The organism is Roseibium sp. LAB1, from assembly GCF_054658235.1.
Map to the genome: position 1 here is coordinate 490,843 of NZ_BAAGIB010000002.1, position 13,151 is coordinate 503,993.

Annotated in this window: 11 protein-coding genes; 5 read left to right on the plus strand and 6 right to left on the minus strand. The window is 59.0% G+C overall.

The window, feature by feature from the left end:
* The first annotated feature begins 106 nt into the window (after window positions 1-106).
* Window positions 107-760 (plus strand): PAQR family membrane homeostasis protein TrhA, encoded by a 654-nt coding sequence (trhA, locus tag ACYQ54_RS12220; protein WP_460082585.1) that lies wholly within the window; start codon window positions 107-109, stop codon window positions 758-760.
* Window positions 761-824: 64 nt separating this feature from the next.
* On the opposite strand, the gene ACYQ54_RS12225 is transcribed toward trhA, so the two are convergent.
* Window positions 825-1,562 (minus strand): L,D-transpeptidase, encoded by a 738-nt coding sequence (locus tag ACYQ54_RS12225; RefSeq protein ID WP_460082587.1) that lies wholly within the window; start codon window positions 1,560-1,562, stop codon window positions 825-827.
* A 148-nt stretch (window positions 1,563-1,710) separates the two neighbouring features.
* Between ACYQ54_RS12225 and ACYQ54_RS12230 the strand changes: the two genes are divergently transcribed.
* A complete protein-coding gene (locus tag ACYQ54_RS12230) occupies window positions 1,711-2,778 on the plus strand; it encodes a dipeptidase (RefSeq protein ID WP_460082589.1) in 1,068 nt (355 codons plus the stop codon).
* Window positions 2,779-3,158: 380 nt separating this feature from the next.
* Entirely contained in the window at window positions 3,159-3,926 is a 768-nt protein-coding gene (locus ACYQ54_RS12235) for a GntR family transcriptional regulator (RefSeq protein ID WP_460082591.1), read from the plus strand.
* 136 nt (window positions 3,927-4,062) lie between these two features.
* On the opposite strand, the gene ACYQ54_RS12240 is transcribed toward ACYQ54_RS12235, so the two are convergent.
* The 5 genes from ACYQ54_RS12240 to ACYQ54_RS12260 form a co-directional block, all read right to left on the minus strand.
* Window positions 4,063-5,688 (minus strand): ABC transporter ATP-binding protein, encoded by a 1,626-nt coding sequence (locus tag ACYQ54_RS12240; protein ID WP_460082593.1) that lies wholly within the window; start codon window positions 5,686-5,688, stop codon window positions 4,063-4,065.
* 10 nt (window positions 5,689-5,698) lie between these two features.
* The gene (locus tag ACYQ54_RS12245; protein WP_460082595.1) at window positions 5,699-6,874 is read right to left on the minus strand and encodes an ABC transporter permease subunit; all 1,176 of its coding nucleotides are present in this window, start codon (window positions 6,872-6,874) and stop codon (window positions 5,699-5,701) included.
* A complete protein-coding gene (oppB, locus tag ACYQ54_RS12250) occupies window positions 6,840-7,763 on the minus strand; it encodes an oligopeptide ABC transporter permease OppB (protein WP_460082597.1) in 924 nt (307 codons plus the stop codon). Before oppB ends, ACYQ54_RS12245 begins: the two co-directional genes overlap by 35 nt.
* 108 nt (window positions 7,764-7,871) lie before the next feature.
* On the minus strand, window positions 7,872-9,458 hold the full coding sequence (locus ACYQ54_RS12255) for a peptide ABC transporter substrate-binding protein (protein WP_460082599.1): 1,587 nt from the start codon (window positions 9,456-9,458) through the stop codon (window positions 7,872-7,874).
* A gap of 222 nt (window positions 9,459-9,680) precedes the next feature.
* Complete coding sequence (locus ACYQ54_RS12260; RefSeq protein WP_460082602.1) at window positions 9,681-10,163, minus strand: BA14K family protein; 483 nt, start codon at window positions 10,161-10,163, stop codon at window positions 9,681-9,683.
* A 203-nt stretch (window positions 10,164-10,366) separates the two neighbouring features.
* Here ACYQ54_RS12260 and ACYQ54_RS12265 point away from each other — a divergent pair, with 203 nt between their 5' ends.
* Together ACYQ54_RS12265 and ACYQ54_RS12270 are read left to right on the plus strand one after the other, a co-directional pair.
* Window positions 10,367-12,178, plus strand: a complete 1,812-nt coding sequence (locus ACYQ54_RS12265; protein ID WP_460082603.1) for an ATP-binding cassette domain-containing protein — start codon at window positions 10,367-10,369, stop codon at window positions 12,176-12,178.
* Window positions 12,179-12,397: 219 nt separating this feature from the next.
* A complete protein-coding gene (locus ACYQ54_RS12270) occupies window positions 12,398-13,060 on the plus strand; it encodes an FAD-binding oxidoreductase (RefSeq protein WP_460082605.1) in 663 nt (220 codons plus the stop codon).
* Window positions 13,061-13,151 lie beyond the last annotated feature (91 nt).

Genomic DNA, 13,151 nt, shown 5'->3' on the forward strand with positions numbered 1-13,151 from the left:
CGCCATGCTCGAGCTGGCTGCGAATTTGCTTTGTCAAATTATCCGCACCTTCAGCTGAGATGAGTTGGACGACGCAAACGCGCTCCAAACCACCGAGGAAAGCTTGATGCCAACACTCAGACCGCAAACCCTTGCCGAATTCATCGCCGACGGCGCCGTTCATGTGATCGGCATCTGTCTGGGCCTGACGGCAACTGTCGTTCTGGCAGCCACGCTCTGGAATACGGGTGATCCGACGCGGCAGGTCACGGTCATGATCTATGCCGCCTGCCTGATGGCGATGCTGATCTGCTCGGCGCTCTACAACATGCTGGCGAGAGATCACAAGGCCGGGATCTTGAGGAGGCTCGACCATGCGGCCATCTTCCTCATGATCGCAGGCACCTATACGCCTCTGTCGGCGATGATCATCGGTGGCTGGACAGGAGGCGTACTGCTGGCAGTCGTCTGGACCGGGGCATTGACCGGAGCCATCGTCAAACTGGCGCATCTGACCGGACTTGATCGCCTCACCGTGCCGATTTACCTCGCGCTCGGCTGGGTGGTCGTTTTTGCCGTCAACCCGCTGATCGAAAAGGCGTCCGCGTTCGGATTCTACATGATCCTGGCCGGCGGAGTCCTTTATACGGTCGGAACAGCGTTTTATGCCTGGAAGCGCCTGCCGTTCCAGAATGCGATCTGGCACGCATTCGTGCTGGCAGCCGCAGTCTGTCATTTCACTGCCGTCTTCCACGACGTGGCACTGGCCGGGGCGGTCTGACCCCAGGCAACAAAAAAGGCGGCCCCGACAGGAACCGCCTTTCGTTTTCAGAGTTCGCACTCTATCACGCGTCTGCGTTGGGATCCTTTTTGAGCACGATCACCTTCGTCTGGAGCGGCACGCGGGTGAACAGATCGATCACGTCCTGCTGCCACATGCGGATACAGCCAGAGGACACGCTCTTGCCGATGGAGTTCGGCTGGTTGGTGCCGTGGATGCGGTAAAGCGTATCGGTGGACCCTTGCCACAGATCCATGGCGCGCGCACCGAGCGGGTTTTTCAGTCCGGGCGGATAGCCCTTTTCCCAATAACGTTCCAGCGACGGTTTGCGTGCGATCATTTCGCGTGGAGGGCGCCAGATCGGATGAGGGCGCTTGACGCGGATCTTCGCTTCACCCGACCACGCAAATCCGGCCTTGCCGACACCGATGCCGTAGCGCAGTGCCTTGCCGTTTCCGAGCGTCCAGTAAAGGAAGTTGTTATAGGGATCGACAATGATCGTTCCCGGCCGCTCGCGGGTTTCGTACTCCACGATCTGCCGCCAGTACTTCTGGTCGAAATTCTTGTAATTGATCGCCGGCCAGGTGAAATCACCATCGGGCCAAGCCGCATAGGCCGCTGCATAGTCGAACTGCTCGTCCGGCAGGTCAGCCTGATCCGGCAAACCGACCAGTCCGGCGGACTGACATCCTGCAAGGCCGGTCGCCGTCAGCAACAGACCGGCGGCAAGAAAACCGCGTCTGTTCATCGCGCCGTTTGCTGGCGCGCCGTCAACATCGAGCGGCGATTTGGAACGCTTCATGAGACCTCCACAAATTCTGGCTCCTTCTTGAGACAGGTTTTCAACAGTTGCAAGTCACATTCGCCGAACTGCCTTACATTCTTCAGATGAATCCTTAGATTATCGTGTGCCGACCTTCTCCGGCCCACCCCACACCCAAGGTCCTTCCGTGCAGACAAACGTTTCAAAGTCGCCCTTTCCCGTTTTCGACGGTCACAACGACACGCTCCTGAAACTCGAAATCGATGCCATGAAGGGCGCCGAGCGCAGCTTCTTCGACAGGTCAACGACCGGCCATGTCGACATGGTGCGTGCGCAGGAAGCCGGATTTGCCGGCGGACTTTTTGCCATGTTCGTGCCATCCAACCCGGACCAGGATTTCACCCGGCCCTTCAATCCCAAGGATCCCGCCAATTATCAGCCGGTTCCGCAGAAGAGCGCGCTTGATTTCACCTACAGGCTGCTGGAGCGGGCAGAAGAGATTGCAGCCAGGTCCGAGGACAACGTCGTCATCTGCCGAACCCCCGATGAAAACCGCAAGGCTGTCGAAGCCGGCCAGATCGCCATCAGTCTGCATATCGAGGGTGCCGAAGCCATCGACACCAACCTCTATGCACTGGAAGAACTTTACGGGCGGGGCCTGCGTTCTCTCGGCCTTGTGTGGAGCCGCGAGAACGACTTCGGATACGGTGTGCCGATGGCGCACCCGGCCTCACCGGACATCGGCCCGGGATTGACCGGTGCGGGGCGTGACCTCGTGCGCGCCTGCAACCAGCTCGGCATCCTGCTCGATGTGTCGCACCTCAACGAAAAGGGTTTCTGGGATCTGGCCCGCATCACAGACCGGCCGATCGTGGCCAGTCACTCCAACGTTCATGCGATCTGTGAAAGCAGCCGCAACCTGACCGACAAACAGCTGGACGCCATCAAGGAAAGCGGTGGTCTTGTCGGCATCAACTTCCACGTCGCCTTCCTTCGCAAGGACGGCGGTCATTCACGCGACACGCCACTGTCGGTCATCGCCGACCATGCGGCCTACCTGGTCGATCGCCTCGGAGAAGACAGCGTGGCGCTAGGCTCTGATTTCGACGGCTGTGTCCTGCCGCGCGACATTGGCGACGTCACCGGTCTGTCCCGACTGATGGAAGAGCTCGATTCCCGCGGGTTCAATACGCCGGTTCTGGAAAAGATTGCCTGGAAGAACTGGATCTCGGCCCTGGAAAAAGCTGCCGCCTGAGCCTCCCTCCTCGCGTTTGATCAATATCACTTCGCCCGGCTCGCAAACTTGTTACCAAGCGTAAAGAGTTAGCGATTGCTTTTGCGGGTCGGCGGAGAAACAATGCATTTATTGTTATTTTTTGGCACCCGTCTAAATATCAGGACCGGAATAACAGCTGAACTGCGCGTTCAATATCCACCCTCACCGGTGGCACAAGATGCAGGCAGGTTGCAGTATTCAGGCGGTTGCGCGTGGTTGGCACGTCCCATTGACCGTTTCTTCGCACAGGCGAATGACCGGATGGAGAGGAAAACGCGAGATTGTGGTCGGTGGATTTTGCCGGCTACGGTCTTTATTTGCGTTGCCATTCAGACGCGATGCCAGTGGGGGGCAGCGACGTGAATGTATTACTTACCGCGGACAGACGTTCGCCGGTGAACGGAGAAAACAGGGGCAAGCGCGCTCGCAAGTCCGATGCGGTCTATGCGGATCTCAAGCGTCAGATCCTGACCGGAGAAATGACCTCCGATAGCCCTATTACCGAACAATCCCTAGCCCAGGACTATGGCTGCTCGCAAAGCACAATCCGTGAAGCACTGATGCTTCTGCAGGAATGCGGGCTCGTTGTCCGCCGTGGCTACCAGGGCACTTTCGTCACCGACCCGAGCCCGTTGGAAGCCCGCCTGATGCTGAAACTGCGCATCGACATTGAAGCGACCGGCGTCGTGGAGGCAATCAAGCTGGTCACGAGCGAACAGATAGACGAACTCATCGACCTTGAAGACCAGTTCGAAGTGTGCCGGGACAGACGTGACGTGTTCGGCTGCGCCGAGATTGACCGCGATCTGCACCTGAAACTCTTCAGAATTTCCCAGATGCCCGTTCTGGAGCCGATGCTGGTCAGGACCTTCATGATCCTGCAAAGGGTCATGCTGTCGACACCACGCTCCGAATTGTCGTGGACCAGGTCGAATGTGACCCCGCACCGGACTATCATCGAGGCACTGGGCGCCCATGACATCAATGCAACACTGACGGCACTTCGATCTCATATCCTGTCGAGCGCCGTGTTGCTGGCCCCTCATTTCTATGGTACGGATATCGTGGAACTTCAGGACCAGTTCGACGCGCTACCCGTCAAGGCAGCCGGCGTGCACTTGCGCTAGTGCGCCCTGCGATCGACTGACCGCAATCCCCCTGCCCTGGCGCTTGATGGCCAAACGGTTCTGGACGTTCAATCGGTTTCGATCGAACGTCCAGAGATCCAGATTTCGGGTGGTATGATTTGCCGGAGAACGCCGGTCAGGCGCTTTCCATCATCTGTTGCTGCGTCAGCATCGCAGCGCCGATCAGCTCTTTCGTATAGTCGCATTTGGGCGCTTCGAAGATGGCATCGGCAGTTCCGGCTTCCACCACCTTGCCCCGCTGCATCACCATCACGGTGTCGGACAGCGCCCGTACGACCGCAAGGTCATGGCTGATGAACAAGTAGGTCAGGTCATGGGCCTTCTGCAAATCACGCAGCAGTTCCACCACCTGCTTCTGGATCGTCCGGTCGAGAGCCGAGGTCGGCTCATCGAGCACGACCAGTTCCGGTTTCAGAACCATCGTGCGGGCGATTGCAATACGCTGACGCTGCCCGCCTGAAAATTCGTGCGGATACCGATTGCGCATCGCCGGATCCATTGACACTTCCTCAAGCGCCTTGCACGCCCGCTCATCCCGTTGCCGGCCGTTGAGCGATGGCTCATGCACCATGAGGCCTTCGGAAATGATCTGGCCAACCGTCATGCGCGGCGACAGCGAACCGAACGGATCCTGGAAGATCAGCTGCATGTCCTTGCGCAGCCCGCGCATTTCTGCACGGGACTTGCCGGTGATCTGCTGTCCGTGGAACACCACCCGGCCACCGGCTGGCAGAAGGTTCAGCACCGCTCGGCCAAGGGTCGACTTGCCCGAGCCGCTTTCACCGACGATGCCCAGTGTCTGGCCCTTGCGCAGCGAGAAACTGATATCGTCGACGGCGCGCAGCACATGCTTGGGTTTCAAGAAGCCGGAATCGAGTTCGAATTCCACCTCGACCTTCTGCGCTTCCAGAAGAACCGGAGAACTGTCGGGAACCGGCAGTTTGTGCCCGGTTGGCTCCGCATCCAGCAGCATCCTGGTGTAGGGATGCGCGGGCTGGGTGAAGATCTGCCCGGTCTCGCCACTTTCCACCACTTCGCCGGTCTTCATGACATAGACCCGATCCGCAATGCGACGGACGATGCCCAGATCATGGGTGATGAAGATCACCGCCATACCGAGCCGCTTCTGCAGGTCTGCCAAGAGGTCCAGGATTTGTGCCTGCGTGGTGACGTCCAGTGCGGTGGTCGGCTCGTCGGCAATCAGCACATCGGGATCGTTGGCGAGCGACATGGCGATCATCACGCGCTGCCGCTGACCGCCCGACATCTCGTAGGGATAGGCATTGATCTTGCGTTCCGGCTCGGGAATGTTGACGAGCTTCAACAGATCAAGCGCCTTTGCCTTTGCCGCCTTCCAGGACAACCCGCCATGAACGACCATCGGTTCGGCCAGCTGCCGTCCGATGGTGTAGAGCGGGTCGAGGGAGGTCATCGGTTCCTGGAAGATCATGGTGATCTTGGCGCCGCGGATCTTGTTGAGCTTGCTCACGGGCAGACCGAGAATGTTGCGATCCTCGTAGATCACCTCGCCTCGCGTACGCCCGTTGGACGCCAAGAGACCCATCGCTGCCATCATGGTCTGGCTTTTGCCAGAGCCACTTTCCCCCACAATCGCGACGGTCTCGCCCGCCTGCACGTGAATATCGACACCCTGAACCGCATTGACGGTACCCGTCGCGGTTTCGAAATCGACTTTAAGATCCTTGATGGAGAGGACCGTTTTCCTGGTTTCGCTGGTCATGGTCTTCTCCTCACCTGTCCTTCGGATCCAGGGCATCGCGCAGGCCGTCGCCGATGAAGTTCAGGGCGAACAAGGTCGATGTCAGGAAGATGGACGGGAAAATGAGCATCCAGGGCGCCCCTTGCAGGTTACGGGCCCCTTCGGAAATCAGCACGCCCCAGCTCGTCATCGGCTCCTGGATGCCAAGACCCAGGAAGGACAGGAAGCTTTCCAGCAGAATGACCTTCGGCACAAGGAGGGTCATGTAGACCACGACGGGACCGAGCGTGTTGGGAATGATGTGCCGGCGCACGATGCCGCCGTCGGCAACGCCGAGAGCCTCCGCTGCCTGCACGTATTCCTGCCGCTTGATGGTCAGGGTCTGACCGCGAACGATACGCGCCATGTCGAGCCATTCCACCGCGCCGACGGCGATGAACATCAGGATGAAGTTCCGGCCGAAGAACACGACCAGCATGATCACGAAGAAGATGAAGGGCAGCGAATAGAGAATGTCGACGACACGCATCATCATCTGGTCGACACGGCCTCCGAGATATCCCGAAGTTGCCCCGTAGAGAACCCCGATGGAGATCGCCACGATGGTTGCCAACAGGCCGATGGTCAGTGACACGCGACCGGCAATGAAGGTCCGGGTCATCATGTCACGGCCATTGGCGTCGGTGCCGAAATAGAAATGGATGAAGTTGATGTCGGCCTTGACCGTTGCCGACTTGTTGTCCGCGGACATGTCCGTGAGTTCTGTGTTCTTGAACAGATCGCTGCGGTCGAAATAGAGAACGGACCGCGGATCGATATCCCGGCTGGAGGTTACCTTCGCGACAATCATGTCGCCTTCGCGCTCGAAGCTTTCCACCTTCAGACGCGCCCGTTTGGCGGACGACATGAAACCGGGTTCGACATGCTCGGGCTTTGGGTAAGCCTGCAGGCTGGCCGGCACCTTCACATAGTCGCGATAAACGGTGTCGTAGTGATGGGACGAGAGGATCGGGCCGAAGATCGAGATCAGTCCGATCGTCAGCAGCACGATGATGGAGGCAACCGCAGCACGGTTGGCAAGCAACCGGTCGCGCGCGTCGTCCCACAGGGAACGCCCCTTTGCAGGCGCCCCGGTGGTTGATGTTGCAGTCAGGGTCACAGTCGTCTCCTCCTCAGTCGTAGCGCACACGCGGATCAAGCAGCGCATAGAGCAGATCCACGACGAGGTTGAACAGGATAACAAAGCAGGCAACGACAACAACCGTACCCATCACCAGGGTGTAGTCACGGTTGAGAGCGCCCTGCACGAAGTAGCGGCCGATGCCCGGGATGCCGAAGATGGTTTCGATCACGACCGAACCTGTCAGCAGCGCTGCCGCAGCCGGGCCGAGATAGGAAACGACCGGCAGGATCGCGCCTCTGAGGGCATGCACCACCACGATCATGTAGGAGGTCAGGCCATAGGCCCGGGCCGTTCGGACATGGTTGGACCTGAGGGCCTCGATCATCGAACCGCGTGTCAGACGCGCCACAACGGCGATCTGCGGCAAGGCCAGGGTCACGACCGGTAGCACCCGGTTGACGAAGGCTCCGCCATTCCAGCCGCCGACAGGCAGCCACCCGAGCCAGACCCCCAGCAGCAAGGTCAGGATTGGTGCAACGACGAAGTTCGGGATCGTCACGCCGAGCGTCGCGGCGGCCATGATCGAATAATCGGCCGGCTTGTTCTGGCGCAGCGCCGCTGCCACCCCCAGAACACCGCCGACGATCAGCGCCAGGCAGAGAGCGGACAAACCAAGCTGGATCGAAATCGGAAGACTTTCCGCAAAGAGTTCGTTGATCGAGAAATCGCGGAAATAGAAACTTGGACCGAAGTCAAGGCGGGCCACGCTCTGCAGGTACAGAAGGTACTGGTTCCACAGGGGCTCGTTGAGATGATAGATCTTGTTCAGGTTCTCCATCACCTTGGCTTCCAGCGGACGTTCCAGATCGAACGGTCCACCCGGCGCGATGCGGATGAGGAAAAAGGAAATCGTGACAATCAGAAAAAGCGTCGGGATTGCGCCGAGCAATCGTCCGAAGACATAGCGGAGCATAGGCTTTGCCTCTGTTTGTTAAACGGCGGTCTTTCGGTCAATCCTGGTTGATTGATGCCGCCTTGCAAGAACCGGCAGGGAATCCCTGCCGGTCTCGATGTTGTCGGGTTATTCGGAGATGCTCATCCAGCGGGATGGATGGATGTTGAGGAGGTTGTCCTCAAATCCTGCCACCTTGTCGGATACCAGGTTCATGGAACCGTAGTACATCATCGGAATGAACGGCAGATCCCGCATGAAGATCTCTTCCGCCTTCTTCAGGATGTCCGCACGCTTCTCCAGATCAACCGTGACGGCCGCTTCGTCCATGAGTGCATCATACTCAGGATTGTTGTAGCGGGCGTAGTTGAAGCCGTCGTTGTCGCTCTCGACCATGAACAGGAAGTTCTGCGGGTCGGAGTAGTCGCCGATCCAGCCGGCGCGAGCGACGTCGAAGTCCTGACGGTCACGCAGCATGGCATAGTGCGTCTTGGTGTCGGTGTTGATCAGCTTCACGTTCACGCCAAGCGGCTTCCACATGTCTGCAATCGCAACTGCCGTGTTCTTGTGGTTTTCCGACGTGTTGTAGTTGATCGTCAGCTCAACAGGATTGTCCGGGCCGTAACCGGCGTTGGTCAGCAGCTCGATCGCTTTTTCTTCGCGGTCGATCTGGGACATGTCCTTGTAGTCGGCATAGGCCGGCTCACCGTAGTTGCCGATGCCCGGCGGCACGAAGGAATAGCCGGCGACCATCGTGGAGCCCCAGATTTCATCGGCCAGGAACTCGCGGTCGATTGCCATGGACAGGGCCTGGCGGACGTCCGCGTTCTTCAACACTTCGTCTTCGTGGTTCAGGGCGTAGTAGTAGGTGCCCAGATACGGAGCGACGTGAAACTGGTCGCCCAGGTTCTCACGCATGAAGGCGACCTGCTCGGTCGGCGCATCGTTGTTGGTGTGCAGCTCACCGGCCTGGAACCGGCGCAGAGCCGCGCCACGGTCTTCGGTCGGATAGAAGAAGATTGTGTCGATCTTCACCTGATCGGCATCATGGAAATACGGGTTCTTGACCGCCTTCACATGTGCGTTCGGCACGAATTCGGCCAGGGTGAAGGCACCGTTGGTGACGATGTTTTCGGCTTTCACGAAATCGGAGCCGAATTTTTCGACGGACGCAGGGTGGACCGGAAGACCGGTCTGGTGGCCCAGAAGATCAATGAAATACGGTGTCGGGGACTCCAGAGTGATCTCGAGCGTATGATCGTCAATTGCCTTCACGCCGAGGTCTTCCGGCTTGGCTTCGCCCTTGTTGACCTTTTCCGCATTCATGATCGGATACAGCACGTTGGCGTATTTCGCGCCGGTTTCCGGGTTCATGATGCGCTGGAGCGAGAAGACGAAATCGCCGGCAACGACCGGATCCCCATTGGACCACTTGGCATCGTCGCGCAGCATGAAGGTGTAGGTCTTGCCGTCGTCGGAAACCTTCCATTCCGAAGCCACGCCAGGAATGATCTGGCCGTCGGCGCCATAGGCAACCAGGCCCTCATACAGATCGCGCAGGATATGCGCTTCATAGGTTGTAGAGGTCTTGTGCTGATCCAGGGTTTCCGGGTCGGCAGTGTTGCCGCGGTGGTAGACCACCTCTGCAACCGCAGTAATAGATGTAGCAGCCATCAAGGCAGCCGCAAGCGCTGTCACACGCATGGACTTGAACATATCGCTCTCCCCTCTTGGGTTATAGTTGAAGCAAATGGAACGATGGGTCACAAGATTCCACGCTCTTTGCGCGCAATCAAGCATCTCCCAACGGCACATTTCAACTATAGTCGCAAAAAGGCGATGTTTTTGCTCATATTCGATCGCAACCGGAATATTTTTCCGTTGTTTTACTGAGCGGTCAAATAAATCAACCTCACCTTGCGCAATTTTGTTTCAAAGCTAGCGGCAAAAGCGATATTTTCCACTATAGGCCAGATATGTGCCCGTATTTGGGTTGAAAGACTTGAATTTCCGCGCGCAATAGGCCGCCCACTGGGGGGTGAACGGGGCCAGACCGGTCTTGGTATAGGGGACACGTTGCGGTTGTCCACGGTAGCGGGGCGGGTTCACGTAGACCCGCGACCGGTAGGGATAGGCCCTCATGTCATAGGGGTGATAATAGTAAGGCGCCCCGTAGGGACGATAGGGCGGACCGTAAAGGCCATAGGGTGCGTAGAAGACGCCGCCGCGATACCCGCGATTGCCGAAACCGAAGCCGACACCGACGCCATTGAAATAAATGCCGTCCGCGCGCGCGGGCGTGGTGCCGGACAGACTGGCGAGCGCTCCGGCGAGACAGATCGCTGCAGCGGTGAGACAGATCCGGAACCGCCAGCGGGCAATGCCGCTCAGGTCGGGATTTGCCAGGTTCAGGTCAGACATGATGCTCTCTCCTGTCGGCGCACGCCTTGCGCCTGTTGGTCGCCCCTGTCCACACGCCTATGAGAATACCGCATTCGGCAGCCAAAATCTCTCCAATCCGGATCAAAAATGCAGGGCGTTCTTTCCGGGCCGCTTGCGCGGTTCACGCGCGGCCAGTAAACCGGGCGCCGATCCGACATTCCGACCGGGAAAACAAGACCCTCATGGCTCCACCGCTGCTGACTCTCCGCGACGTTCATCTGACCTTTGGCGGCACCCCGCTCCTGACCGGAGCGGAGCTGTCCGTTTCCGAAGGTGAGCGCATGTGCCTGGTCGGCCGCAACGGCTCGGGCAAATCGACTCTCCTGAAAATCGCTGCCGGCATGGTGGAGATGGACAAGGGCGAACGGTTCTTCCAGCCGGGTCGCACCGTGCGCTACCTGCCGCAGGATCCGGACCTGTCCGCCTATGCGTCCACGCTGGACTATGTCAACGAAGGCCTGACCGAGGGCGACGATCCCTATCGCGGCGCCTACCTTCTCGAAGTGCTCGGCCTTACCGGCGCGGAGGATCCGATGTCCCTTTCAGGTGGCGAAGCCCGCCGGGCGGCTCTTGCCCGGACGCTCGCGCCCGAACCGGATATCCTGCTGCTCGACGAACCAACCAACCACCTGGACCTTCCCGCCATCGAATGGCTGGAAGAGGAGCTCAAGAGCCTCAAGTCCGCCCTTGTGCTGATATCCCACGACCGCCGCTTTCTGGAGAACCTGTCGCGTACCACCGTCTGGATCGACCGTGGCCTCGCTCGCCGGCTCGACAAGGGCTTTGCCCATTTCGAGGCCTGGCGCGACGAGGTGTTCGAGCAGGAAGAGATTGACCAGCAGAAGCTGGCGCAGAAGATCAAGCGCGAAGAACATTGGATGACCTATGGCGTCACCGCCCGGCGCAAGCGCAACATGCGGCGGGTGCGCGAGCTCGCGGACCTGCGTAAGCAGAAGCGCGAGCACCGCGGCCCCCAGGGCACAGCCAAGCTCGCGGCAGCGGATGCTGAAGTGTCGGGCAAACTCGTGATCGAAGCCAAGGGCATTTCCAAGACCTATGGCGAACGAACCATCGTCAAGGACTTCTCTACACGCATCCAGCGCGGTGACCGGGTCGGCTTTGTCGGCCCGAACGGCGCCGGCAAGACGACACTCCTGAAAATGCTGACCGGCGAACTGGCTCCGGACACCGGCACGACGCGGCTTGGCACAAATCTGGAAATGGTCACGCTCGACCAGAAACGCGAGAACCTCAATCTCAACGACACGCTGTCCTCCGTCCTGACCGGCGGGCGCGGCGATATGGTGGTGATCGGCGACGAGACCAAGCACGTCATGTCCTACATTAAGGACTTCCTGTTCTCGCCGGAACAGGCCCGTACGCCCGTCGGCGTGTTGTCGGGAGGCGAGCGCGCCCGCGCCATGCTTGCCCGGGCGCTGGCCAACAAGTCGAACATGATGGTGCTCGACGAACCGACCAACGACCTCGACCTGGAAACGCTCGACCTGCTGCAGGAACTGCTGGCCGACTATCCCGGCACCGCTCTGATCGTCTCGCACGACCGCGATTTCCTCGACCGGGTGGCAACGTCTGTCATCGTTTCGGAAGGCGATGGCCTGTGGCGCGAGTATGCCGGCGGCTATACCGATATGCTCGCCCAGCGAGGGGAAGGCGTGACCGCCCGCAAAGCGGACAAGGCGGCATCGGTGAAGAAGGAAAAACCTTCAGCATCAGAAACTTCGGTACAAAAGCCTCAGGCGAAATCGAAACTGAGCTTCACCCAACAGCATCTCCTGAAAACACTGCCGGATACGATCGAGAAACTTGAGGCGCGTCTCGAAACGCTTCAGGCGGAAATGAACGACCCGCAGCTTTACGTGAAGAACCCTGACAAATTTGCCAAGATTTCCCAGCAAATTACTGATCTCACAAATGAAAAGGATGCTGCGGAAGAACAGTGGCTGGAACTGGAAATGCTGAACGAGGCCAGCTAGTGGAGCTGGCCAGCCAGTCGTCTTCACAAATTGATTCAAGTTCCCGCCGAGGCCTGAAGCGGAAACAAAGCACCGCTTCAGGATTACCGGTGCACACGATGGCCCGCTTGCCTTGTGCTCTCCTCACCAGCCGGAATGCGGCTGATGAGGCATTTGAACCTGGGGGAACTCTCCGCCCCCTTTCCGCGTTTCCTCTTCGAACAAGAAGGAGACGCACACATGCACAAGGCGACCATTCTCAAGATTGAACAGGTCACGCACGACGTGAAACGCTTCCGTCTTGTCGAGCCTGACGGATTTGATTTCAAAGTCGGCGACGCCACAGAGCTTGCGGTCGACGAAGACGGTTGGCGGGACGAGACCCGGCCCTTCACGATGACCTCGCTGCCGGAAGAGCGCACGCTTGAGTTCACGATCAAGGGTTATCCCGATCATGACGGTGTGACGGAACGCCTTCACAATCTGAATGAGGGCGACCAGGTTCTGATCGCGGCCCCGTTCAAGACCTTCCGCTATGACGAACCCGGCGTGTTCATTGCGGGCGGTGCAGGTATTACGCCGTTCCTTGCGATCTTCCGGGATCTTGACAAGAAGGGCAAACTGACAGGCAACCAGCTGATCTTTGCCAACAAGACGTCGGACGACATCATCTACCGGCAGGAACTGGAAGCGATGGACGGCCTGAAAGTCGACCACGTTTTGTCTGACGAGGACACGGCCGGCAGCCACCACGGCATGATCGACGCCGATATGATCAAGGATCTTGTGCCTGATCTGGACCGCCGTTTCTATCTCTGTGGACCGCCGCCGATGATGGATGCGGTACAGGAGGTACTTGAGGAGCTGGGCGTCAAACCGGATTCCGTCGAGTTCAGCGACTGAACGGATGGCAGAGCGGGCATCAGCCGGTGCTCCTGTTGTCCGCGCAACCTGCCTGCTGTCATTTCCCGCGAAACGATGCGGAGATGACATC

What these genes read in the sequence shown, in the direction of transcription:
- ACYQ54_RS12245 (WP_460082595.1), bottom strand. Translation starts at nt 6,874, where the DNA reads ATGCGCTGCTTGATCCGCGTGTGCGCTACGACTGAGGAGGAGACGACT.
- ACYQ54_RS12225 (WP_460082587.1), bottom strand. Translation starts at nt 1,562, where the DNA reads ATGAAGCGTTCCAAATCGCCGCTCGATGTTGACGGCGCGCCAGCAAAC.
- oppB (WP_460082597.1), bottom strand. Translation starts at nt 7,763, where the DNA reads ATGCTCCGCTATGTCTTCGGACGATTGCTCGGCGCAATCCCGACGCTT.
- ACYQ54_RS12265 (WP_460082603.1), top strand. Translation starts at nt 10,367, where the DNA reads ATGGCTCCACCGCTGCTGACTCTCCGCGACGTTCATCTGACCTTTGGC.
- ACYQ54_RS12240 (WP_460082593.1), bottom strand. Translation starts at nt 5,688, where the DNA reads ATGACCAGCGAAACCAGGAAAACGGTCCTCTCCATCAAGGATCTTAAA.
- trhA (WP_460082585.1), top strand. Translation starts at nt 107, where the DNA reads ATGCCAACACTCAGACCGCAAACCCTTGCCGAATTCATCGCCGACGGC.
- ACYQ54_RS12270 (WP_460082605.1), top strand. Translation starts at nt 12,398, where the DNA reads ATGCACAAGGCGACCATTCTCAAGATTGAACAGGTCACGCACGACGTG.
- ACYQ54_RS12260 (WP_460082602.1), bottom strand. Translation starts at nt 10,163, where the DNA reads ATGTCTGACCTGAACCTGGCAAATCCCGACCTGAGCGGCATTGCCCGC.
- ACYQ54_RS12255 (WP_460082599.1), bottom strand. Translation starts at nt 9,458, where the DNA reads ATGTTCAAGTCCATGCGTGTGACAGCGCTTGCGGCTGCCTTGATGGCT.